The 22,770-nt window shown below is 43.4% G+C and carries 24 protein-coding genes; 7 read left to right on the top strand and 17 right to left on the bottom strand.

Annotated elements, in window-relative coordinates; translation table 11 throughout:
* Nucleotides 1–119: 119 nt before the first annotated feature.
* Genes MHB56_RS26770 through thiE form a run of 6 tightly spaced genes read left to right on the top strand, consistent with a single transcriptional unit; the run spans nt 120 to nt 4,942 of the window.
* Nucleotides 120–815, top strand: a complete 696-nt coding sequence (locus MHB56_RS26770; protein ID WP_248548111.1) for an ABC transporter ATP-binding protein — start codon at nt 120–122, stop codon at nt 813–815.
* A complete protein-coding gene (locus tag MHB56_RS26765) occupies nt 796–1,572 on the top strand; it encodes an ABC transporter permease (protein WP_081383239.1) in 777 nt (258 codons plus the stop codon). The genes MHB56_RS26770 and MHB56_RS26765 overlap by 20 nt, the downstream gene beginning before the upstream one ends.
* Nucleotides 1,569–2,606: an ABC transporter substrate-binding protein gene (locus MHB56_RS26760; protein ID WP_248548110.1), complete on the top strand. Its 1,038-nt coding sequence runs from the start codon at nt 1,569–1,571 to the stop codon at nt 2,604–2,606. Before MHB56_RS26765 ends, MHB56_RS26760 begins: the two co-directional genes overlap by 4 nt.
* Nucleotides 2,607–2,647: 41 nt before the next feature.
* Nucleotides 2,648–3,442 carry a hydroxyethylthiazole kinase gene (thiM, locus tag MHB56_RS26755; protein ID WP_076183472.1) on the top strand — a complete coding sequence of 265 codons (795 nt, stop codon included), beginning with the start codon at nt 2,648–2,650 and terminating at the stop codon, nt 3,440–3,442.
* A 23-nt stretch (nt 3,443–3,465) separates the two neighbouring features.
* Nucleotides 3,466–4,296 (top strand): bifunctional hydroxymethylpyrimidine kinase/phosphomethylpyrimidine kinase, encoded by an 831-nt coding sequence (gene thiD / locus MHB56_RS26750; RefSeq protein ID WP_341144204.1) that lies wholly within the window; start codon nt 3,466–3,468, stop codon nt 4,294–4,296.
* Complete coding sequence (gene thiE, locus MHB56_RS26745; RefSeq protein ID WP_339174501.1) at nt 4,286–4,942, top strand: thiamine phosphate synthase; 657 nt, start codon at nt 4,286–4,288, stop codon at nt 4,940–4,942. The genes thiD and thiE overlap by 11 nt, the downstream gene beginning before the upstream one ends.
* Here thiE and MHB56_RS26740 read toward each other — a convergent pair.
* From MHB56_RS26740 to MHB56_RS26675, 14 genes are all read right to left on the bottom strand, one after another.
* Nucleotides 4,923–5,615, bottom strand: a complete 693-nt coding sequence (locus tag MHB56_RS26740; RefSeq protein ID WP_076125945.1) for a pseudouridine synthase — start codon at nt 5,613–5,615, stop codon at nt 4,923–4,925. The two genes, thiE and MHB56_RS26740, sit on opposite strands and share 20 nt — an antisense overlap.
* A gap of 114 nt (nt 5,616–5,729) precedes the next feature.
* Nucleotides 5,730–5,912: a DUF3934 family protein gene (locus MHB56_RS26735; RefSeq protein WP_036686296.1), complete on the bottom strand. Its 183-nt coding sequence runs from the start codon at nt 5,910–5,912 to the stop codon at nt 5,730–5,732.
* 116 nt (nt 5,913–6,028) lie between these two features.
* The gene (locus MHB56_RS26730; protein WP_341144203.1) at nt 6,029–6,427 is read right to left on the bottom strand and encodes a hypothetical protein; all 399 of its coding nucleotides are present in this window, start codon (nt 6,425–6,427) and stop codon (nt 6,029–6,031) included.
* Nucleotides 6,428–6,548: 121 nt separating this feature from the next.
* On the bottom strand, nt 6,549–7,634 hold the full coding sequence (gene asd / locus MHB56_RS26725) for an aspartate-semialdehyde dehydrogenase (RefSeq protein WP_038570412.1): 1,086 nt from the start codon (nt 7,632–7,634) through the stop codon (nt 6,549–6,551).
* A 487-nt stretch (nt 7,635–8,121) separates the two neighbouring features.
* Complete coding sequence (locus MHB56_RS26720) at nt 8,122–8,724, bottom strand: response regulator transcription factor (RefSeq protein ID WP_036686291.1); 603 nt, start codon at nt 8,722–8,724, stop codon at nt 8,122–8,124.
* Nucleotides 8,724–9,860 (bottom strand): sensor histidine kinase, encoded by a 1,137-nt coding sequence (locus MHB56_RS26715; RefSeq protein ID WP_076125940.1) that lies wholly within the window; start codon nt 9,858–9,860, stop codon nt 8,724–8,726. The genes MHB56_RS26720 and MHB56_RS26715 overlap by 1 nt, the downstream gene beginning before the upstream one ends.
* A gap of 158 nt (nt 9,861–10,018) precedes the next feature.
* Nucleotides 10,019–11,083 carry a fatty acid desaturase gene (locus tag MHB56_RS26710; protein WP_076125939.1) on the bottom strand — a complete coding sequence of 355 codons (1,065 nt, stop codon included), beginning with the start codon at nt 11,081–11,083 and terminating at the stop codon, nt 10,019–10,021.
* A gap of 143 nt (nt 11,084–11,226) precedes the next feature.
* Entirely contained in the window at nt 11,227–12,423 is a 1,197-nt protein-coding gene (locus tag MHB56_RS26705) for a hypothetical protein (RefSeq protein ID WP_076125937.1), read from the bottom strand.
* 14 nt (nt 12,424–12,437) lie between these two features.
* Nucleotides 12,438–14,036 (bottom strand): response regulator, encoded by a 1,599-nt coding sequence (locus MHB56_RS26700; protein ID WP_076183463.1) that lies wholly within the window; start codon nt 14,034–14,036, stop codon nt 12,438–12,440.
* Nucleotides 14,037–14,053: 17 nt separating this feature from the next.
* Nucleotides 14,054–15,373 carry an ABC transporter substrate-binding protein gene (locus tag MHB56_RS26695; RefSeq protein ID WP_076183887.1) on the bottom strand — a complete coding sequence of 440 codons (1,320 nt, stop codon included), beginning with the start codon at nt 15,371–15,373 and terminating at the stop codon, nt 14,054–14,056.
* 62 nt (nt 15,374–15,435) lie between these two features.
* Nucleotides 15,436–17,160: a cache domain-containing sensor histidine kinase gene (locus MHB56_RS26690; protein ID WP_076183461.1), complete on the bottom strand. Its 1,725-nt coding sequence runs from the start codon at nt 17,158–17,160 to the stop codon at nt 15,436–15,438.
* A gap of 83 nt (nt 17,161–17,243) precedes the next feature.
* Nucleotides 17,244–18,107: a carbohydrate ABC transporter permease gene (locus tag MHB56_RS26685; protein WP_038570403.1), complete on the bottom strand. Its 864-nt coding sequence runs from the start codon at nt 18,105–18,107 to the stop codon at nt 17,244–17,246.
* Nucleotides 18,104–19,057 carry a carbohydrate ABC transporter permease gene (locus MHB56_RS26680; protein WP_036686279.1) on the bottom strand — a complete coding sequence of 318 codons (954 nt, stop codon included), beginning with the start codon at nt 19,055–19,057 and terminating at the stop codon, nt 18,104–18,106. Before MHB56_RS26680 ends, MHB56_RS26685 begins: the two co-directional genes overlap by 4 nt.
* Before the next feature lie 103 nt (nt 19,058–19,160).
* Nucleotides 19,161–20,519 (bottom strand): ABC transporter substrate-binding protein, encoded by a 1,359-nt coding sequence (locus MHB56_RS26675; RefSeq protein ID WP_248548105.1) that lies wholly within the window; start codon nt 20,517–20,519, stop codon nt 19,161–19,163.
* 270 nt (nt 20,520–20,789) lie between these two features.
* Here MHB56_RS26675 and MHB56_RS26670 point away from each other — a divergent pair, with 270 nt between their 5' ends.
* Nucleotides 20,790–21,002 carry a hypothetical protein gene (locus tag MHB56_RS26670; RefSeq protein WP_076125931.1) on the top strand — a complete coding sequence of 71 codons (213 nt, stop codon included), beginning with the start codon at nt 20,790–20,792 and terminating at the stop codon, nt 21,000–21,002.
* A 78-nt stretch (nt 21,003–21,080) separates the two neighbouring features.
* Here the strand turns inward: MHB56_RS26670 and MHB56_RS26665 are convergent, their stop codons facing one another.
* The 3 genes from MHB56_RS26665 to MHB56_RS26655 all read right to left on the bottom strand — a co-directional run bounded on the left by MHB56_RS26665 (nt 21,081) and on the right by MHB56_RS26655 (nt 22,691).
* Nucleotides 21,081–21,242: a hypothetical protein gene (locus tag MHB56_RS26665; protein WP_172628809.1), complete on the bottom strand. Its 162-nt coding sequence runs from the start codon at nt 21,240–21,242 to the stop codon at nt 21,081–21,083.
* 169 nt (nt 21,243–21,411) lie between these two features.
* Entirely contained in the window at nt 21,412–22,005 is a 594-nt protein-coding gene (locus MHB56_RS26660) for an LOG family protein (protein ID WP_076125930.1), read from the bottom strand.
* Nucleotides 22,006–22,094: 89 nt separating this feature from the next.
* Nucleotides 22,095–22,691, bottom strand: coding sequence for a stalk domain-containing protein (locus MHB56_RS26655; protein WP_341144202.1), 597 nt, complete (start codon nt 22,689–22,691; stop codon nt 22,095–22,097).
* Nucleotides 22,692–22,770 lie beyond the last annotated feature (79 nt).

The raw sequence follows: 22,770 nt of genomic DNA, 5'->3' as shown, positions 1-22,770 counted from the left end.
TGTTTAGGCGCTCCACAAAAATATTAGGAGGTTAGATCATCACGACCATTTTATCTATTCAAGGCCTAACCTACTCTTTTCCGGAAACTGAACAACCCCCTGTATTCGCAAAACTATCCATGGATATCAGGCAAGGGGAATTCGTCTCCGTAGTAGGTGCTAGCGGATGCGGGAAAAGCACATTTTTCAAAACGGTTGCCGGTTTACTCGAACCTACTCATGGAAAAATAAAACTCCCTACGCTCCCCTCAACCGCTAGTCGTTTAGGTCAGATCGCTTATATGCCTCAGCAGGATTTATTGCTGCCTTGGAGAACAGTGCTCGACAACTGCCTTTTGCCCTGGGAGATCATGCCCAGATTTAGTAAACAGGAAACAATCATTCAGATTCGGGAAATGTTGGCCCGCTTCGGCTTAACAGATGTAGAGAAGGCTTATCCCCATGAACTTTCGGGAGGAATGAAACAGCGAGTCGCATTTCTGCGCACCTTAGTGGCTGGAGGCGGAAGTGGCCTTATGCTGCTGGATGAGCCCTTTGGCGCTCTCGATGCCATGACCAAACGTGAGATACACCGTTGGCTGTTGGAGTTATGGGGTGAACTGAATCAGACGATTATGCTCATCACTCATGATCTGGAAGAAGCACTATTGCTCAGTGATCGAATTTATTTATTATCTGGCGGTGCGCACAGCGAATTACAGGAGATCATTGTCGATCTACCAAAACCAAGACATTATAAGATGAACTATGAACCCCGGTTTATAGCACTACGGGCAGAGTTGGAGCGAAGATTGCATGCAACCTATACCTTTTAAAAAACATCTAGACAACTATGGTCCCTTCCTTCTTCTGGTACTGCTCATTCTTGTAATCTGGGAGTCAGCTGTTCGCCTTCACTTGATTCCAGCCTTTATTCTCCCTGCACCTTCATCTATTGGCATCGCATTGATCGAGCACAGGCAATTATTATTTGGACAGCATTTATTAGCGACGTTGCAGGAGATACTGGTAGGTTTTGTCCTTTCTGTGATTTTTGGTGTATTGCTGGGTATTGGAATGTTCCTGTTTCGCCCCGTAGAAAAGGCCATCTATCCCTTCCTTATCATTAGCCAGACGGTCCCATTAATTGCGCTATCGCCCATTTTTATTATGTGGTTCGGATATTCGCTGTGGAGCAAAGTGGCTGTGGTGTTTTTGACGGCTTTTTTTCCAGTTGTAGTGAGTACATATGATGGACTTCGTACAAGTGGCCAGACTTACAAGGACTTATTATTAACATTTGGTGCAAACCGCTGGCAGCTGCTTGTCAAAACCCAAATTCCACTGGCGTTGCCTGCTTTTTTCTCTGGCTTAAAGCTGTCCATTGTATACTGCGTCATCGGAGCTACTATCGGGGAATGGCTCGGCGGCAGTAAAGGACTCGGTTACTTCAGCCGCAGAATGGCCGGAAATATGCAGAGCGATGAAATGTTCGCGGCTGTATTTCTGCTGTCCGCGCTTGGTGTTGTGCTTTTTCTGGCGATAGCTTTACTCGAACAATTATTTTTAAAGAAAAGAGGATCTAACCAATGAATCATTTAAAATCCCCACAACGAGGACTTATTTCTGTATTTCTAGTATGCACACTTTTGCTCTTAAGCAGCTGCGGGAAGGCAGACAAGCTAAATAACAACTCCCAAACCGGTTCCTCCAATACCGATAATAAGCAGTCACACAAGCTGACGATTATGCTTGATTGGTATCCCAATGCCGTTCATTCCTTTCTATACGCTGCGCAACAGCAAGGATTTTTCCAAGAGGAAGGTTTGGATGTCGAGATCAAAATGCCTGCGGACAGCAATGACGCCCTAAAGCTTGTAGCAGCAAATCAAATTGATCTAGCGCTCAGTTATCAGCCTCAGGTGCTTATGGCACGCGGAGAGAAAATCCCTGTACGTTCGATTGCAGCAATCGTGCGGCATCCACTGAATCATCTGATGGTTCCTCAAGCAGGCAGTATTCATAGTCCCAAAGAGCTCGTGGGAAAACAAATCGGCTATTCCTCCATTCCGCTCTATGAAGCGATGATTCGGACAATGATCCAGAGTGATGGAGGCGATCCTTCATCCGCCAAGCTGATTGATGTAGGTTTTGACCTTATCCCTGCGATCTCTACAGGACAAGTGGACGCAATAATGGGCGGATTCATCAACCATGAACAACTGATCCTTGAAAAAGAGGGACATCCGGTCACCTCGCTTAATCCAACGGATTACGGAGTACCTGACTATTATGAGCTTGTGCTGGTGGCCAGCGAACAAGGATTGCAAAATTCTGAAGCCTACTTTAAAAAATTTCTAAATGCCATAACAAAAGGACAGGAATTTGTGGAGCAGAATCCTGAACAAGCCCTGGATTTACTGATTGCACATGAAGATGCAACTTCACCGCTCGACAAGGAGATTGAGAAAAAAAGTCTTGAAATTCTACTGCCGCTGATGAATGCAGGCGATCAAACTTTTGGTTATCAAGACCCGACATCTTGGGAAAAGGTTCAGCAGTGGTTATCCACCAACGATCTTCTACCAGAAGATATTAAAGCACAAGAAGCTTTTATCAATCTGTAACGTTTAGTTGGTTATTCATTCAAGCTTGAGGAGGAATTATGATGAGTTACTTAGCCAAAGTACGGGAATCCAACCCCTTGATCCACAACATCACTAATATTGTAGTAGCCAATTTCTCAGCCAACGGTCTGTTGGCGCTGGGTGCCTCTCCCTTTATGGCGGATGCCCACGAAGAAGTGATCGACATCGCCGCTATGTCGTCTGCTGTAGTTCTAAATATAGGCACACTCAATGACTACGCCATTCAATCTATGTTGCTCGCTGGTAAATCCGCTAATAAACACGGGGTTCCCCTAGTGCTTGACCCGGTAGGTGCAGGCGCAACTTCTTATCGGACCGCTGTCACTCAAAAGCTAGTGAATGAGATGCAAATCACCGCACTGCGGGGGAATGTAGCTGAAGTCGCTAATGTCATTGGAGAGAGTTGGTCCATTAAAGGGGTGGATGCTGGCGAAGGTGAAGGCGATGTAGTCCTTTTGGCTGAAGCTGCTGCGAGGAAGTTAAGCTGTGTGGTCATCATAACTGGAAAAGACGATGTGATCACGAATGGAAAAAACACTTATATTGCCAGCAACGGTCACCCTATTCTCACGAAAGTTACAGGAACTGGCTGCTTGCTCAGCGCTGTTGTGGGTGCATTTCTCGCGGTAAGTGGAGGTGCCTCGTTGGAGGCCGCAGTGGAAGCCCTCTCCTTCTATGGAGTAGCCGCTGAAATCGCCGCTGAATTAACAACTGGTCAAGGGCCGGGAAGCTTTCAGGTTGAGTTTCTAAATCAACTGACATGGGTCACGCCAGAAGTCTTCCTAGAAAGATCTAGTATCAAACAGCTCAGTTAATGACCCTCAAAGGAGTGAAATCGATGATTATATCCAAAGCTCTAACCATTGCCGGCTCCGATAGCGGCGGTGGTGCTGGCATTCAGGCCGATCTAAAAACCTTTCAGGAGCTTTCTGTCTATGGCATGTCCATCCTTACAGCTGTGACAGCGCAGAATACGCTGGGTGTCCAAGGGGTTTATCCAGTGACTCTGGAAGCTATAAATCAGCAGCTTGATTCTATAGGACTTGACCTGCAACCAGATGCCGTAAAGACCGGGATGTTATTTAACAGCGACATCATCCGCATTGTGGCAGATAAAATTAAGTATTACGGCTGGTCTAATCTTGTAATTGATCCTGTGATGGTCGCTAAAGGAGGGTCCACACTGCTGCTGCAGGAGGCGGTTCAATCCTTAATCAGCCATCTGCTGCCCTTAGCATTGGTGACGACACCCAATATTCCCGAAGCCGAAATGATCACAAAGATGACGATCTCCACCATAGAAGAACGCAAAAAAGCAGCCAAAATCATTCATGGCATGGGCTCCAAATATGTAGTACTAAAAGGGGGACATGATACCTCGACCACAGCCGTAACCGATCTTCTATATGATGGTCACGAATATACCTTATTGGAGAGTAGCCGGATTCAGACCAGACATACGCATGGTACAGGCTGCACCTATTCAGCAGCGGTCACCGCCGAGCTAGCCAAAGGCAAATCCGTAGCTGAGGCCATTCAAACTGCCAAAGCATTTATACAAGCGGCGATTGAGGACGAGCTGGGCATAGGGGCTGGGCATGGACCAACCAATCATTTTGCTTATCAGAACAGACTGCGAGGGATAAACAGTGCAACGAATGAACAGTGATCATCTGCGAGATCTATTAAAAGTCTATTTCATTATGGGCAGCGTAAATTGCCGTAAAGCTCCTGTTAAGGTGCTGCAGGAAGCGGTTGCTGGAGGCATAACCATGTTTCAATTCCGTGAAAAGGGTACCGGATCCTTAAGCGATAAGGCACGACTTAATCTTGGCAGACGACTTCAAAAGATCTGTCATGCCAATGGCGTGCCCTTTATCGTGAATGACGACATTGATTTAGCGATCGCGCTTGATGCGGACGGAATTCATGTAGGACAGGAGGATACACCTGCATTGGCGATCCGCCAGCTACTTGGAGAGAATAAAATCATTGGTGTATCCGCTCACTCCTTCGCTGAAGCTCAGCAGGCGATTGCCGATGGAGCCGACTATCTGGGCGTGGGTCCCATTTATCCTACGTCATCCAAGGAGGATGCCAAAGCTGTTCAAGGCACTGCGATGATTGAAGAACTAAGAAATAAAGGCATTACCATCCCTTTGGTTGGCATTGGGGGAATCACGCTGCAAAATGTTGCACCAGTATTAACAGCTGGTGCGGATGGGATTTCTGTTATCTCAGCGATTGCCGGAGCTGAAGATATTACCACAACTGCCAGAGGCTTTGTTGACAAAGTCAGTTTAAGCGGGACATAAGCTCATACAGCTCTTCACTGCTTAAATGCCGCCATTGTCCCAGTTCCAAGCCGTCTAATGTAATATTCATAATTCTTATGCGCTCCAGCTTTAGTACTCTATATCCTAACTCCTTGCACATTCTGCGTATTTGCAGATTAAGACCTTGAGTTAGGATAATTCTAAACTGACATTCTGTGATCCGATAGACCTCACAAGGTTTCGTTGTGACTCCAAGAATGTTCACGCCGCTAGACATCGCCTGTAAGAATTCTGACGTAACCGGTTTGTCTACATGAACTACATATTCTTTTTCATGCCCATTCTCGGAACGCATCATTTTATTTACAATCTCTCCATCGTTGGTTAACAAAATGAGGCCTTCCGAGTTTTTGTCTAATCTGCCAATCGCAAAGATCCTTGAAGGATACCCTACAAAATCAATAATGTTCCCAGCCACATGTGGGGCTGCTGTACAGGTAATGCCTATCGGCTTATTCAAAGCGAGATACACTGGCTCCCCTTTACTGCTTGTTATCGGCTCCCCATCGATCCATACGATATCCTCTGGCTCTATAAGAATGTTCGCCTCACAGACAATACCGTTTACAGCGATTCGACCTGCTGCAATTAATCGTTTGGTTTCCCTTCTGGAACAAAAGCCTGTTTCGCTTATATATTTATCGATTCTCACTGCTGATCCTACTTTCATTCTATATACTTACCTTACCTCTAGTCATAAAAAAACACCTGATTTTAACGATCAAAATCAGATGTTAACCTTCAGGAATAACCCAGTTTAAGGGAGCTATTTGGTGCTTCCGCTTTTTTTCACGTTACTGCCCTTGCTTCCACCTGCACCTTTAGCACCTGGACCCGTCGTTGGGTCACCTTTTGCAGGTTTAACTGGTTTTGCTGTTTTGTTCCAGCGTGTCCAGCCTTTACTCCCCGTACCTCTGCCTGTGCCGCCACCTTTACTTTTTGCACCCATCATATCACTCCGTCAGTCATTCAGAATTCGTATAGTTTATACACTTTACCTATCTTACCACACTCTCAACCTTTCTGTTTAAGTAATAACAAATGCTTCATCTAACTAGCCACTGTTTAGAATTTAGCATCTTTATTCATTTCATGAATATCAAAGGTATCCTGATGTATTTCGATGGCGATGACGGTGTCCTTTTTTTCAAAAAATTGCACATGTCCTAACCGCTTGTCCTCCATCTCTATCCATCCAGCATCGTTTAATTTATTAAAATAGCCCTCAGGCCGATAAAGACCTTGTTCTCCCCCTATATTATCCAACTCGTACTTTGCTCCAATTTTTATATTAGGGTTATTTGAATTTGTTATCACTTCGATTTCTTTGGCATTCTTCGGAATAGGAATTTCGGCATTTATAGAGGACACTCCATACTCTTGTTCCTCTTGAGCTGACGATGTACAACTGCTTGTAAACAGGATTAATGGTAACCATATAAAAGCTAATAAATATTTATTCAATGGCATCCTCTCCTTCCATAACTTATTTTACCAAATTCAAAATTAAAATAAAAACACCCCACCAAAGACTAAGCTTTGATGAGGTGTCTATTCACATCAGCTTTGCAGCTCATGCATGGACTTATTTCGGTTGAATATAACCTTCTGCTTTCAGAAGCTCAGCGATCAGCACAGCACCGCCAGCCGCTCCGCGCAGGGTGTTATGGGAGAGACCTACGAATTTGTAATCATAGAGGGCATCTTCCCGGAGTCTGCCCGTCGATACGCCCATTCCGTTCTCAATATCACGATCCAGCTTGGTCTGTGGACGATTGTCCTCTTCAAAATAGGTAATGAACTGTTTAGGTGCGCTAGGCAGTTCAAGCTCCTGAGGACGTCCTTTAAAGCTCTTCCAGAGATTCAGAATCTCTTCTTTGGACGGTTTTTTCTCAAAAGAAACAAATACAGCAGCCATATGCCCATCCGCTACAGGCACACGGATACACTGCGAAGTAATCGTTGGAGCTTCACTCTTTACGATACCCTCTTCTTCAACGCTTCCCCAGATCCGCAAAGGCTCTTGCTCGCTTTTCTCTTCTTCGCCACCGATATAAGGAATCACGTTGTCCAGCATTTCTGGCCAATCTGCAAAAGTCTTTCCTGCACCAGAAATGGCTTGGTAGGTGGTGACCACCACTTTAGAAGGATTAAAGTCTTTGAGCGCATGAAGTGCAGGCACATAACTTTGAATGGAGCAGTTAGGTTTAACCGCAATGAAACCTGTCTCTGTTCCCAGACGTTTTCTTTGCTGTGCAATAACCTCAAGATGCTCCGGATTAATCTCAGGAATGACCATAGGCACGTCAGGCGTCCAGCGATGCGCTGAGTTATTGGAGATTACTGGTGTTCCGGTGCGAGCATAAGCCTCTTCGAGCGCTTTAATCTCATCTTTTTTCATGTCTACAGCACAAAAAATCAAATCCACGTCCGCAGCAACTTCTTCTACCTTAGAAGCATCTTGGACCATAATATTCTTTACGTTCTCAGGCATTGGAGTAGATAACTTCCATCTGCCCTTGGCCGATTCTTCATACGTTTTTCCAGCAGATCTAGCACTGGCAGCAATCGCAGTTACTTCAAACCAAGGATGATTCTCTAAAAGGGCAATAAAACGTTGTCCTACCATACCTGTGCCGCCAACTATGCCGGCTCTTAGCTTTCTTGACATCAGAAAATACACTTCCTTTTGATTAACTGTCCTATTGTGGATAATAGGCCGATAATTAATGATATACGGCGCGGGAACATTTGGCGAGTGTTAACATCAAAATAACATTAAAAATTTTATTTTTAGCGGATTATATTGAATTTCACTAATGCTAATAAAAGAAATAGCTGCACTCAGTACAATTATAAGTATATTTTCTGCTTAGACAACTCTTTAACTGCATTCTCTACAACTATTTCCCCGAAAAATAATGGAAATGCCCTCTAAGTGAACTTTTAGATGTAAGAAATGCAACTAAATCGCATCTGCAGAGCATTTTATAGCATATAGTTGTAGGAAATACATCTATTTGCGATTGGAGAGTATAAATCAGGAATCTGCGATTAGCGATCAGCGATCAGCGATCAGCAATCAGCAATCAGCGATCAGCGCTCTGCTATTCGCGTTTACAAGCTGCTTCAACCAACTAATCGTTTCTTACCCCCGCTCACTTAAACCAACCTTTTTCCTTAAATCGAGTGATCGCCTCGATGCGGTTACCTACATCCAGCTTATCTAGTATAACTGAGATGTAATTCCGGACTGTTCCCGTGGTAATGTACAACTGGCTGGCGATCTCTTTTGTATTTTTACCGTCGGCAATGAGTCCAAGTACTTCCTTCTCCCGCTGAGTCAGAGGATTTACTTCACCGCTGTAGGCTTCATCCATTAGCTCCGGTGCATACATGCGTCGGCCTGCCATCACATTACGTATCGAAAGTGCCAGTTCTTCGCTAGGACTGTCTTTCAGCAAATAAGCATGAACTCCCGCCTTGAGCGCACGTTCGAAATATCCCGCACGGGCAAAGGTGGTTAATATCATCGTTTTGCAGCCGCTATTCTTCAGCGCTTCCGCAGCGTCGAGACCACTCATCGCTGGCATCTCAATATCCATAATACAGATATCCGGCTTATGCTGCTGAACCATCGCTACAGCTTCTTCCCCGTTGCTTGCCCGGCCCACGACCTTCATATCCTCTTCTAAATCCAACAAAGATGCCAACGCTCCAAGGAGCATTCGCTGATCCTCAGCGATTACAATCTTAATCATTATACGGTTACCTCCTGTTCCGGATGCTTAAATGCATTTGGGACCTTAATCACTATCGTAGTACCCTCATCTCGCACGATATCCATACAGCCATTTACAAATTCAAGACGTTCCCGCATACCTTGCAGCCCATGTCCTTTAAAATAAAGATCATTGCCCGGGATGCCAGTTCCATCATCTTTCACTTTAATGATGAGATCTGTGCGTGTGGGTTCAATGATAATTGCGCAAGATTGTGCATTACTATGCTTCACAACATTTGTGACAGCTTCCTTAATACACATGCTGAGCACATTCTCCGTAATCAATGAAGTGTTAGACAGTTTAGGATTGCCTTGCAAAACATAGTCGATCTCCGCAGCCGCAAGAAGCTGCTGAATATGAACGAGTTCGTCCTCAAGCCGAATGCCGCGCATTCGCGTAATCATCTCCCGGACCTCTTTCAGCGCACTTCTTGCCGTCTGGCGTACATCATTGATCTCGGCTTTTGCTTGCGTCGGATTACTGTCGATAAGCTTTCCTGCCAAATCACTTTTCAGACCAATTAACGAAAGCTTCTGACCTAATGTATCGTGAAGATCACGTGAAATCCGCTGGCGTTCCTCGAGCTTAACCAATTCTGAAATACGCTTATTAGCATCCTCCAATTGGTCTTGTAGCTTCCCTTGATTATTCCGGTTATAGGTACTGATTGGCAGCAGGATCACTGCAATCATACTGACAAGCACAAAGGGAAGCTGGCTGATAAATACGGGATTACGCGACAGCAGCTCATAATTGATCGTAATAATCGTAGTCAGCAAATGAATGGAGTACAGGGTGAAGAACCCAACTCGGTTCTGGATATTCCCAATAAAAAAGGCTAAAAAAAGCGCAAAATACATATATCCGAACAACAACGTCATCGTTATAGAGACCAGTATCTGCACGCTCGTCCAAAAATAAACTAACCAACCCTTGGAGACAAAAGAAAGCACATAACAAACAAAAAACACAGCGATCATCAAGATTCCCGAAACTACCTGGTAGGGAGAAGAGGACCGAAAGATGAAATAAAACGGTAGAATATAAAATACGACCCATACATAAGGGCTAAGACCTGTACTTTTATGAAAAATATGATGCCACTTCTGCATGTTCGCTCTCCTTTTTGCCATATGCCACTCACCTTATTCTAGCATAAATTCGGTAAAATCCGGTGAACCACAACGATAAAGAGAAAAAAGATTAGAGCGCGAATGAGTTCTCCGGCTCTAACCTTCCATTTTGCTGCTATTTGATTACAATGTAGCTATTATTCTCCCTGGAGTCTGGGCTTATGAACTTGCAGGACCTCGCCTGCAGTTTTCGGTTTATTTAATATGGACTTCATCTCTTTGAAGCTAATGAATCGTTTATTTTCCTCATCCCAAAGACGGAAATTAAGGGCCTTCAAGCTGGTACCAATCGTAATCGTTGTTGCTTTTTGTAGCGGTGGCGTCGCGTTATGCGCTTTTTCCAAATTATAGTTTGGCACCTTTGGACTTAAATGATGCACATGGTGGAAGCCGATATTGCCCGTAATCCATTGCAGCACCTTCGGCAGCTTATAATATGAGCTACCTTCAACCGCGGCCATCACATAACTCCATTCAGATTCATTCTCGAAATAAGAGTCTTCAAACTGATGTTGGACGTAGAACAACCATATGCCGAGAAACCCTGATACAAATGCTACAGGCAGCTGCACCATAAGAAATGCCTGCCAGCCAATAGCCCATATTAGCAAGCCATAAAGCGCTGCGATTGAAATATTCGTCAAATAGGTATTCATCCGCTCTTTGCGTCTAGCACCTTTAACATTGAAACGATACTGAATCATAAAAACAGCAATCGGTCCAAGACCAAACATCACGATGGGATTGCGGTAAATCCGGTAATATAGACGTTTCCAGAAGGAAGCCGCTGCGTATTCCTCGACCGTCATAATCCAAATATCGCCGATCCCTCTTTTATCGAGATTACTGGAGCTGGCGTGGTGAATGGAATGACTATGTTTCCACTGCCGATAAGGAACCAGTGTCAGTACACCTGTGATCGTTCCGATAATATCATTCGCTTTACGATTCTTAAAAAACGATCCATGTGTGCAATCATGAAAAATAATAAAGGTTCGAATTACAAATCCTGCTGCAGGAATAGCTAACAGAAGGGTGAGCCAATAGGAAACGGATAAAGAGAAATAAGCTCCGCCCCATAACAGCACAAGTGGTCCTAAAGTATTGATGAGCTGTCTTATACTTGCGTTGCGGTCATTTTTCTCGTAAGGGGCTACACTCTTTTTAAGGCTGGAGAGCTGTGATGTCTGTTTTGTAGTCATCTATATCGTTTCCTCCTTGATGTGTCCGGCTAAGGATCTTTTCATCTACTCTAAGTATAGAAGATAAAGTGTCATCCTATAAGTCATAAACATCAAGTAGAGAGTATGACAAATGTCATACTCTCCTTCTCATTTAAATTACGTTAGCATTGCAGCCAACATCCATCTTCCTTCACTTCGTATTGACCTTTGATCTCACCAATTCCATTAAGGATTAACGAATCTTTATTAAAAGTTGGAGGTTCATCTAGTACGAGGTGCAGTTTATTAATATTTCGAAGGTCAGCTGTATAGTAGCTAATCACTGGCTTTTCCAGAAAATACTCCGCATCATTGATTTGGATTCGTAAATTATTCTTATGAATGCATTTCTCATCTCCACCAATAATACCCATAGGATTAAAACCCGTAGATTTTATATCTCCTTCAATATACAGGTGGTACCCTTCAAGGCTGATAAAATCAATGAATTCCTTCTCCCTGATTGTTTTGACCGATTGCATAATATCTTCCGTTTCTTTGCTGATGGATATCTCCTCGAAGGGAATGATGACTTGATCCACAAATTGCTTAAAAAACGCATATAAACTTAACTCCGACTTCATAAACTCTTCTTTCCAATCGGTCCGAAGCTCATCCAGCAGCAAACATATAAACAGACCAGAACCGTAGCAGCTTCTTCTGATATTAGCCGAAGATTCAAGTTCATCTATTAAATACGAACTGAATTTGTGCAATACTTCCTCATTAGGTAGGGTGGATTTTTCGGCATAGGCATTTAATTCAACATACCATGCGGGTCCTTCCAGCGTTTCAATAAGATATTCATTTAGCACGTACTCCCCGAGCAGTTGTTCTCTTTGTTGACGGATGGCAATAAATCTGTACATTGCGTGATTACGCTCTTCAATAGTAGCTGCCATTACACTAAGATATAAATGATGTCTTTCTTGAATCCGCAATTCCATATTTTCGAGGGATAAAGGGTAGGTAATCATCAATAATTCATCTGCATAACGTTCATCTCCCATCAGGAATTGATAACCGTGAAATAATTCGTGTACACAAATGGCGTACAAGTCTTCGAATTCTTCATGTAATTCCAGATTAACGATGGCTGTAGGGTGATCCTCATATAAAATGATGGTATCTCCTGAGAATTCATTACTCCAAGGAAGCAAATGTGGATGATATCCTACCGTTTTGAATTTGGGATGATTGTACAGATACACGTTATCCTTATTATAAAATGCAAAAGAAACAGCCTCGAACCCTTTCCAATATTTCTGCAGCTTGTGGTTCGTTAAACACTTAACAATCATCTCCAAATGAAATTCCATCCCCTACCTCCTCGTTAATGGATCTGCTTAGTATGCTCTTCTCGGTATTCTGTTGGTGTTTGACCACTAGCCTTTTTAAAAACCTGTGTAAAATAACGCGGGTCCTGATAACCGACAAGAGGAGCTATCTGATACACTTTTACGTTGCTGCTCTGCAAAATATACTTCGCCCGCTCCATCCGGCAGTGTGTAACATACTCCAAAAAGGTATAGCCTGTTATTTGCTTATATAAAGTGCAGAAATGACTGATGCTGAGATCAGCCAGCTCCGCTACTTCCTCAATACTTAAATCTTTATGGTAATTACTCTCAATATAACGTTTCGCTTTCTCGATGGCGCTACGCGTATCCTCGCGGTTCACAGGCTTGTTCCCTTGCTCCAATCGCACACCAAACTCTTCTTTCAGAGCAGAGATCACTTCATTTAAAGTGCCGAGATTGTGCATCTTGCTAAGTAATCCATGCAAGGACCAATCTGAATTTATATTCAAATACTCATAATTTCTGTATAACACAACGATCAATTCAACAAGAAGACGTTCAGCCATATCCTTAGGAACAGCTTGTGACTCAATAAATAAAGCAAGCTCATCAAATAAAGACCACATCCGGTCTCTATTTAAGGTACGTATACTTTCAATCAGCGCGGTTTCCAGCTCTTTTGGGTATTTCACCTCTTTACTGCTTGGGAACGATATCTCTTCATCAATAAAGACCCCGGCAAGCCCCGAATAGAACCGTTGATATAAGGCCTTCGCGGCCAGAGGGTAAACCGTACTTAATTGATCAATGCCTTGTGTGGTGCGGCTGATGCCTACGGAACAAGACTGCTTGGAGTATCTCTTGATTCCCGCTATCAAATGTTCACCAAGTTCTCTCCTGCTGGCGCTTAAAGATCCAGGGAACAGTAGTATCCACTCTCCATTATGAAACGGGAAAACCGTCAGCACGCCATGCTCCAGTGACCATTCTTCCACAATATTGCGGATTGCAAACAGCCATAGCCGTTTTTCTTCTACACTCCATTGACTGCTCAGTGTGGTGTAGTCATCTAACTGGACAACAGCCATGAAATATCCGCTCTCCAGTTCACTGTTCTCCAGCCATTTCAGATGCTCAAGCGGCCTTGCATTTCCCAAAGTGATTTCTGCAAACAGACGTTCACGTGCAAGCAATGACAGCATCTGTACAGAATGAATCAGCTGATCATTTTGCTTCTGTTCATCCAGCTTGGTTCTGGCGCGGTTTAGCATTTCAACCAGTTCATCATGATCGATCGGCTTCAATAAATAATCAAAAGCACCTTGACGTAATGCTTCTCTTGCATATTCGAACTCTCCGTACCCGCTTATAAAAATAAACACCAGCTTCGGGTTTTTAGACAATACTTCCTTCATCAACGTAATCCCGTCAATTACGGGCATGCGAATATCACTAATCACGATATGTGGTGAAGTGTCTTCTATCAAGCGGAGAGCTAATTCTCCATTTCGGGCCTCTCCCACAATCTCCATCTGAAGATCATTCCATGGAATGGCTGCTTTTAAGCTACGAAGAATAATCGGCTCATCATCCACGATTATTACTTTATATTTCTCTTGTAACTCATCCATTCCCTGCACCTCCAGGATCATTGTACACTTGAGCTTTGGATCAAATTCCAGTATTGAATGGAGGATGCCTGCACTTGCTTTAACGCTTGCTCAGCAGACATTTCTCCGTTAATCATCTGTTCTATAACACTCAGGAACGTTTTTTTCACTTCTGGTGACAATACATTATCATAAGGGACAAAGCTCTTGCGGTTAACTTCCATCATATTCATGACTTGCGCGAATACGGGTCCTGTCTTCTCAGGATCAAAGGCGATGCGCATAGACGGAATTCTCAACCCTTCATATACAATCCGAGTCTGAACCTCCTGGGTGTAAAAAGCTTTCATGAGATCGAGCGCAGCCTCCCGCTTCGCTCCGCTTAGTTCGGAGGAAAGGCCGATGCCAAATGTATAACCGCCGGCAATCGAAGGTTGTTCCCCCTTCTTCAATGTGGGAAACGGAATAACACCTACCTCATTTTGAAAATCCGTAGGAGCTGCTGTTCCTGCAAATAAATTGATATCCCAGTTTCCGTTCAGATACATCGCAGCCTTGCCGCTCGTAAATAATCCCACCGCATTTTCTGTGGATAATGCATTCGATTTCGTGCTGAAGGCACCTTCTTTGATCCATTGCTCCAAGTGCTGAAAAGCCTTTAAATACGCCTCATTCTGAAAGCTGGCTTGATCTTCACCAGTGATCAGCTTCTCGATCAAGTCGGCGCCGGCATAACGATCCATTAAATAATGTGCAAAAATTCCTGCGGGCCAACGATCTTCGTTGCCAAGTGCAAATGGAATATACCCTGCCGACTTCAGCTTTAGTATGGCAGCATCAAGCTCTTGCAGCGTTTCTGGCGGCTTCAAACCCAGCTTTTCGAAGATGGTTTTATTAAAATATAAAGGTTCAGCATTCCCTTCAATGGGCAAGCCATAAATATGGTTGTCAAAGGTCCAGAGATCCAGATCCTTGAATTGATTGGTTAGTGCATTCTCCCGGACGAAATCCGTCAGATCAATCAGACGCTTAGAGCGTACATATGGCTCAATCTCCGCTCCACCGAACAAAACAAACATATCTGGCGGGGTGCCAGTAACCATCTCGTTCTTCAGCTTTTGGTCACGGTGCAACGTCTGGTCTAAACCTTCAAAGTTAACTTTCACATTTGGATGCTCTAACTGGTATTTGTCCACGATATCTTCATAAATAGTCAACAGTGGCCGATCATGCTCTTTTATCCAGAAATGACGGAAAGTTAATGTGATTTTCTCTGGTGAATCATCTTCAATGGGTTCTTGCTTTCCTAAAGTTATAAATAAAACCGCACCCGAAATCAGCACTAGATATAACCACATCCAGCCCCATTTCAATAACCATTTTTTGATAACATTCTCCCCCTTTCTTTTCGTATGGTCGATTACGGCAGTATTTTTGGTATTCGGATTCGGATGGTTGAACCAAAGCCGGGGGATGAACACACTAGTATGCCGTATGGACTGCCGAATCGAATATTCAAGCGTTCATGCACATTTTTAAGCCCCACGCCGCTATCACTGTATTTCTTCTGAGCACTTCCCTCGTTATCCCAAAGACTCATCATCTTGGCAAGGTCAAAGCCGGGGCCGTTATCTTTTACGATAATCATCATATCCATGCCCATTTCATAGGCCGTAATCTCAATGATCCCTGGGTCCTCCATCTGCTCAATCGCATGATACAGCGCATTCTCAACAATCGGCTGAACGATCAGCTTTTGTGTCATGAACGTCCTAAGACCATCCGAAAGATCTATAATATAAGAGAATTTATCTTCAAAACGAAACTTCTGGATATCCAAATAATGACGGACATGCTCGAACTCCATATGCAGCGGAATCAGCTCCTGATTCTGACTGATGCTGATTCGCAGCAGCTTGCCGAGTGAGATGACCATTTTGCTAATATCTTTATTGCCTTGCAGTACTGCCATCGAATTAATCGATTCGAGTGAATTATAAATAAAATGAGGGTTAATCTGCGCCATTAGCGCTTGCATTTCTGCTTCCTTCTTACGTCCCTGCTCAGTCTCCACCTGCACAAGCAGCTCATTGATCTGCGTGCTCATCCGATTAAAGCCATCAATCAGCAAATCACTTTCATCATCAGCACGATAGGGTGTAGTGATCGGCGTAAATATCCCTTGCTTCACCCGCTTCATCCCGTTAACCGCACTATTAATACTATGAACGAGCCTCCGTACGAAATAGCGGTCGAACAAAATGGCGGACAACAGCGAAACTGTACTTAAAATAATCGCAATATTCCGGATGGATACAGATTCTGACGAGATGAGATTCATAGGTGTAATGGCTACTAAATACCAGGCTGCATTATGAGAAGGTAGGAAGGTTATGAGTGATTTTTCCCCCTGATAGTTGTCGATGTAATAGTCATGTTCCTTAGCATAATCATTCTGTAAAAAGGGGAACTCTGTGCGTTGTCCAATATGTTCACCGGATTTATTAAAAACGATATTGCCTAGCTTGTTGACCAGCAAAATATCCCCCTTCTTGAGGGTTGCTGCTTCCCAGAAAATCTGATCCAATAAATCAGGTTTTACATTAACAACCAGATATCCGATATCTTCGAGAGAATATGAATCTTTGATTACTCTTGCTTGTACAAGTACCGGATTGCCGGAGATCTCCGAGCCATTTTCTCCCGGTCCTGACCACACGGGCCGCCCTTCGGCGCCTTCCATCGCGTCAAACCAGCTTTGTCTCTTCAAGTCCTCAAAAGACATCGATGCATTGTATTGATAAATTAAACGATCTTTACTATAAAAACTAAATGAAGTAATCATAGGATGATCAATGAGATAACTGCTAAGCTCCTGCTTTCGATCATAAGTGATTACAAAGTTCTTCTGCTTCAGTGATTGCTGAACAACCGGCTGCGTAATTTTTGAATTCGTGATCGAGGTGATTTCACTAAGCGCGAATTTAAGCTTTCGATCCGTTTCAAGCAGTGAAATCCAGTAGAAGTTGCTTGATTTTTTCTCCATTGCATTAGAAAAATTAACGTAAGTGACGATCCCCATCAGAATAACCGGAATAAAGACGAGAAGAATAATAGCGAACAAGATTTTACGGCGGAGTTTCATGATATTCCCCTTCCCCCTGCTGTCTCTGTCCTCTAGTATTCTTCACAAAACCGCCTATTCCCTGTAAAGATCAAAAAGTAAGATCAGCTCTTAATAGCTCCTGAAGTAAGTCCAGCAATCACCCAGCGGCTAAATAACAGGAATACAATCAGCAGTGGCAAGGTTGCCGTAAATGTTGCTGACATGATCATTCCGTAGTCTAGACCATCGCGATTGGAGAACAGCTGCTGGAGCGCAATCTGAATTGTGAAATGCTCTTGATTCTTCAGTACCACTAAAGGCCAGAAGAAGTCATTCCAAACGGTCATAAAATTCAGTATACCTAGTGTAGCCATAGCTGGAGTAATGACCGGGATAGCGATGTTCCAGAAGATCCGGAAATGTCCGCCGCCATCGATCCGACCTGCTTCAATCAATTCCGTATGTACAGCTGTAGTGATATACTGCCGCATCCAGAAGATCCCGAAGGCATTAACCATCGCCGGAACAATAAGTGCCTTGAAAGAGTCTATCCAGTGGAGCTTGGCCATAATTACGTAAGTAGGTAATACACCAAGCTGCTGTGGCACAAATAATGTAGCAATTACAAAGTAGAACAGAAAATTTTTAAACGGAAATTCATATTTGGCAAAGGCATAACCTGCCAGTGTACAGAAAAACACGACTGATATTGTAACCATAGATGAGACAAATAAAGAGTTGCCCAAGGCTTGAAAGAAGTCTGTTTTGTCCAGTACCCGCTGGAAATTCTCAAAAAACTGGTCTCCAACCGTAAGCAAAGGTGGCACATGGAATACTGCGCCTCTGTCATTAGTGCCAACTACAAACATCCAATAAAAAGGAAAGATGGACACGAGCGCACCAACAATCAGCAGCAGATAAAATCCTAACTTGCCGATGATCCCTAGATCATCCGGATCTTTTTTAAATACACGCAGCGTACTCACGCTTTACCCCCTCCCGTATCTCCACCCATGCGATTTGAGACCAGCATATTGAGGACAGAGAAAATAATCGTGACCAGGAACAGCAAGACTGCCGTAGCTGCTGCCGTACCAAAAAATCCGTTGCGGAATGCTTCGCTATACAAATAAGTAACCATAGTGATTCCTTCCTGACGTGTAGATCCAGTTCCCGCTTGGCCCAAAAATACATAAGGCTCAGTGAACAGCTGCAAGGCACCTATAGTTGAAAGCAAGGTAACAAATACAATGAATGGCTTCAATAGCGGTAACGTTATAAAGGTTAGCTGTTGTCTTCTGTTCGCACCGTCAATACGTGCCGCTTCATATAGATCCGTAGGGATACTTTGCAAGCCTGATAGAAAAATAATGGCATTATACCCCGTCCAGCGCCACATAACCATCGTAGAAATGGCGATTTTAACGCCCCACCAGCCAGAGTTGAAGGCCATACTATCCAGTCCCAAGCCGTTTAGAATCCAGTTGATCATTCCGTTGTTGCCAAACAGTGTACTGAACACGAGCGTAACCGCAACGATAGACGTAATATTAGGCATAAAAAATAAAACCCGGAACGTCTTCTTAAAGCGAGTCATCGCCGAATTCAACAAAACAGCAATCAATAGAGCTAGTAATATCTGTGGAACAGTACCCATAAGCCCCATAATTAACGTGTTGCTAAAAGAAATCCAAAAGGTCGGATCACTTGTGACCAGATCGTAGTTTTTCCACCCTACAAATTTCATAGGATTCAGGGCATCCCATTTAAAGAACGAGAGATAGATCGTGAAGAAGATCGGATATAGTCCAAATATCGAGAACAGAATAAAAAAGGGCGAAATAAAAGTGTAAGCAGTGATGCGGCTCCTTCTTTGTTCAGTTAAAAAGCGGCGCTTGCTCTCGGCATGCGGACTTGAAATAACAGGTTGTGCCATGTCACACCTCCAGGTAATCTAACGTGTAAATCCGAATTCACAGAGAATGTTTCACTCTATGAATCCGGACCTTCTAGAAATTGAATTTCATAAGCTTGAAATCTTAGCTGCGTTCAGCCAATGTTTTCGCTTGTTTTACTGCTTCGTTCCATTCTTTGGTCGGATCTGCTTTTTTCTCCAACACATTTTTCAAGGCGTTTTTGAAGAAAGTATCGGTTTGGTCATGAAGCGGACCGTAGTATACAGGTTTTACCCGGTTTGCTGCTTTACCGAATTCTACAGCGGTTTGTTGTCCACCGAAGAAATCATCTTTGAAATCTACGAATGCAGGATCTTCATACAGGGCAGGAATGGAAGGCATAAGGCCTTTGGTTTTGAAAGATTCCAGTTGGTTTTCCTTGTTATCCATCCATGCGATAAAGTCATAAGCTTCTTTCGAGTGTTTGCCTTCTTTTGGCAGCGTCAGGAACGAGCCACCCCAGTTACCAGCACCTTCAGGGAGCTGAGCAATTTTCCATTTGCCAGAGGAGTCTGGAGCATTACTCTTAACATTTCCCGCCATCCAAGCTGGTCCCATAACTACTGCAAATGAACCGTCGTTCATGCCTTGACCCCATTCAGGAGACCAGAGCATAACATTGCTGATCCAGCCTTCTTGAATACCTTTAACCGTGAAATCATAAGCTTTTTTGACTTGCGGATTGGTATCTCCGATAAAGCTGCCATCAGCTTTGCTGAAATAGATTTCATCGGCAGATTGGTCACGCAAAGCATTAAAGGTAAGATCCGTAAGGTCTACAAATGGTTTGCCTGTTTTATCTTTAAAAGCTTTGGCAACAGCTGCGAACTTATCCCAAGTATCAATAGCAGCGCCGAATCCTTCTGAATCACTTGGCAGCCCAGCTTCTTCAGCCAAATCTGTGCGGTAATATACAACCGTTGGGCCGATATCTGTTGGAAGACCTAGCTGGAAGCTGCCATCTACGGAAGAAGCTTGTTTCCATTTCCAATCCAGATAGTTGGCTTGAATATCTTTGGCACCCAGATCATTCAGGTTATAGAACTTGTCCTGAGCGTTGATGAAACGTTCCATGAAACCGATTTCAAGTTGGAAAATATCAGGCGCACCCGATCCAGCCGACAAAGCAGTGGTCAAATTATTATGGTGAGCGGTTTGGTCACCGGTATTTTGCACTTTGATCGTAATGTTTGGATGTTCCTTAGTGTACTCCTTCGCTAAATCCTCGTAGTTCACGTTACCCAGTGTCCAGAAAGAAAGTTCGATTTTCTCAGCCGGTTCTGTTCCCTCATCCTTAGTAGGTTCACTTGTGCTTGCTGCGTTGTTACCTGTATTTTTGTTTGATGTGTTGTTGTTCTCGGCGTTGTTGCCTCCGCATGCTGCCAGTGAACCTACGAGCATGATAGCGACTAACGATAGCGCCAAGTGTTTTACTTTATTCATTCCCCTGTACCCCTTTCAAAGGTTTCTCTTACAAGAATTAGTGTACAGGGTTTAAATTCTTTTTTTGAGGAGGTAAACTTCCGATTTATGGTGGAAATAATTACGAAACCATTCATATCTATGTTATGTCTAAGGAGGGAATATAAAATTTCGTCCAAATATGTTCCTCACAGAATACTTGTACTTCATCTTAAATTGGATTTCTTGTGCTTCCGCAGGTATACTATTTTTATTTCTTACTTCATTACATGATCAAAGGAGTTTTTTCCCATGCCCATTAACCGCCCGCTGCTAAGCGACAGCGATTTCCAAGAAGCCGTTGACCGCAAATTACCTGTTCGTGTATTTCAGGACGATCATTTAGTAAATTCAGGAGCAACCGTTGTCCGCTTCACTGATTTCGATGTTGTTATTCAATCTAGAGTTAGTGATCTGACTTACTACTCACGCAAGAGCTGCGAATTTTTTGAGGTTAGACCCTAAAGAAAGCCGGAATGCAATGATCTCTAGGATCATCGCGTTCCGGCTTTCTTTAACAGACATAGGGTATAGCTTTCATCTTTAATTTTTGTTGTAGGTGCTGTACGCTTTCATTTTCTCATTCAGAACTTCCTGGAAACTCATTCTCTTCTTGTCTGCTTTTCCTTGCTTGGGATTGACCACGGGCTGAGGTCTAAAAAACTGATGATTGTAAGCCATAAGATTATGTACGATCACATTCATTGGATTTCAACCTCCTTCCGTGATGTTCCTGAAATTTGCATTTCTGCTTGGTTACTTACGGCTTATTTACCCAGCTTCTCCAAAGTTTAAACAGTTTTATCTCTTCTAATGTCAAAAAACCTCCAAGCCATATAAAAATAGCTGGAGGTTGTTCATATTTCTTATTGCTCTAGCGCTGAGACGGGAACCTTGCTTTCCCCTTCTCATCATTATTATGATCCACTCGCCCTCTCATCAGTTCAAGCAGATATTCGGGTTCTGAGTTCATATGCAGCATTTGAAGTGCAGTTTTTGGTGCAAAACCTTCAGCCACACTATGGGAGATCAAGGCTTGCAGTGGATTAAAATAACCTCGAACATTCAGCAGCCCTATAGGCTTCTGATGAATACCAATCTGCATCCAGCACAGAATTTCAAATAGCTCATCGAAGGTTCCAAGACCTCCCGGCAAAGCAATAAAAGCATCCGCCATACCGCTCATTACCGCCTTACGTTCATGCATACTAGAGACCTCAATCAGATTCGTCAATCCGGAGTGTCTGATTTCATCTTGAAAAAGATCCACTGGCATAATTCCTACAGCTTCGCCACCATTAGCGAGTACCCCGTCCGCAACCTGTCCCATAAGGCCATTCCGCGAACCTCCATAGACCAACCTACAGCCTTGTGCCGCTATATGATAACCTAATTCCCTAGCCATTTCCGTATATTCAGAGTTAAGACCTGGATTCGATCCGGCAAACACACATATTGTAAAAGCCATTCCTATCACTCCAGACTGGTTATTATGGTGAAATTGAGATTAATTCACTTATTGTACCTCAGAATATTAATATATGTGTTAAATGAAAGTCATCTTTTTGTTTGTAATGTTAATTGGTACAGCGTACTATTCCACTCCGCAAATAGACCTGTAGCTTTGGCCAAAGCCGCTGCTGGCACTAGAGAAGTGTAGCTTACTTTAATGGATTCTGCTGACGGTAATGAAATTTTCTTCCCAGCTTTCGTCAACGTCAGTTCCCCCTCCAAAGACAGGGTATATCCCAGACTTTCTGCTACATCCCTAATCGGTACTTTTACACTTCCATCCATAAAAATAGCAGACTGTGCGGAATCCATTTTTTGACCATCTACAATTACAGTAACAGGCTTTAAAATAGGAGATATAGTAAAAGGACGTGAATCAACCGCGCTAATTCCGAGTTGACCAAACCTATTTGTTCCCCAAGCCACAGCTGTCCCATCCTTCAGGACTGCATACTTACTATTCTCACCCTTAGCAAAAGAGCTTCCACCCCAAAAGCCAGGTGAAGCAACAATCTCCTTAATCCCACCCAACTTCCCAGGGGATGGAGCTGCACTTATAACTTGAGGGATAAACAATCCAGTCACCAGACTTGAACAAACCAACAAACTAAACAGCCTTAGCTTCCTTGAAAATAAGTGCATCTTGATTTTCCCTTCTTATGATATTATTGTAATTATTATTTCTATTACACTAAGACGCTATAAAGCTGACAAAAGTTGT

Origin of the sequence: Paenibacillus sp. FSL H8-0315, from assembly GCF_038005365.1 — a bacterium.
Lineage (GTDB): Bacteria > Bacillota > Bacilli > Paenibacillales > Paenibacillaceae > Paenibacillus_AQ > Paenibacillus_AQ odorifer.
Note: the sequence above shows the minus strand (reverse complement) of the source record. Positions and strands in the feature narration are given on the sequence as shown.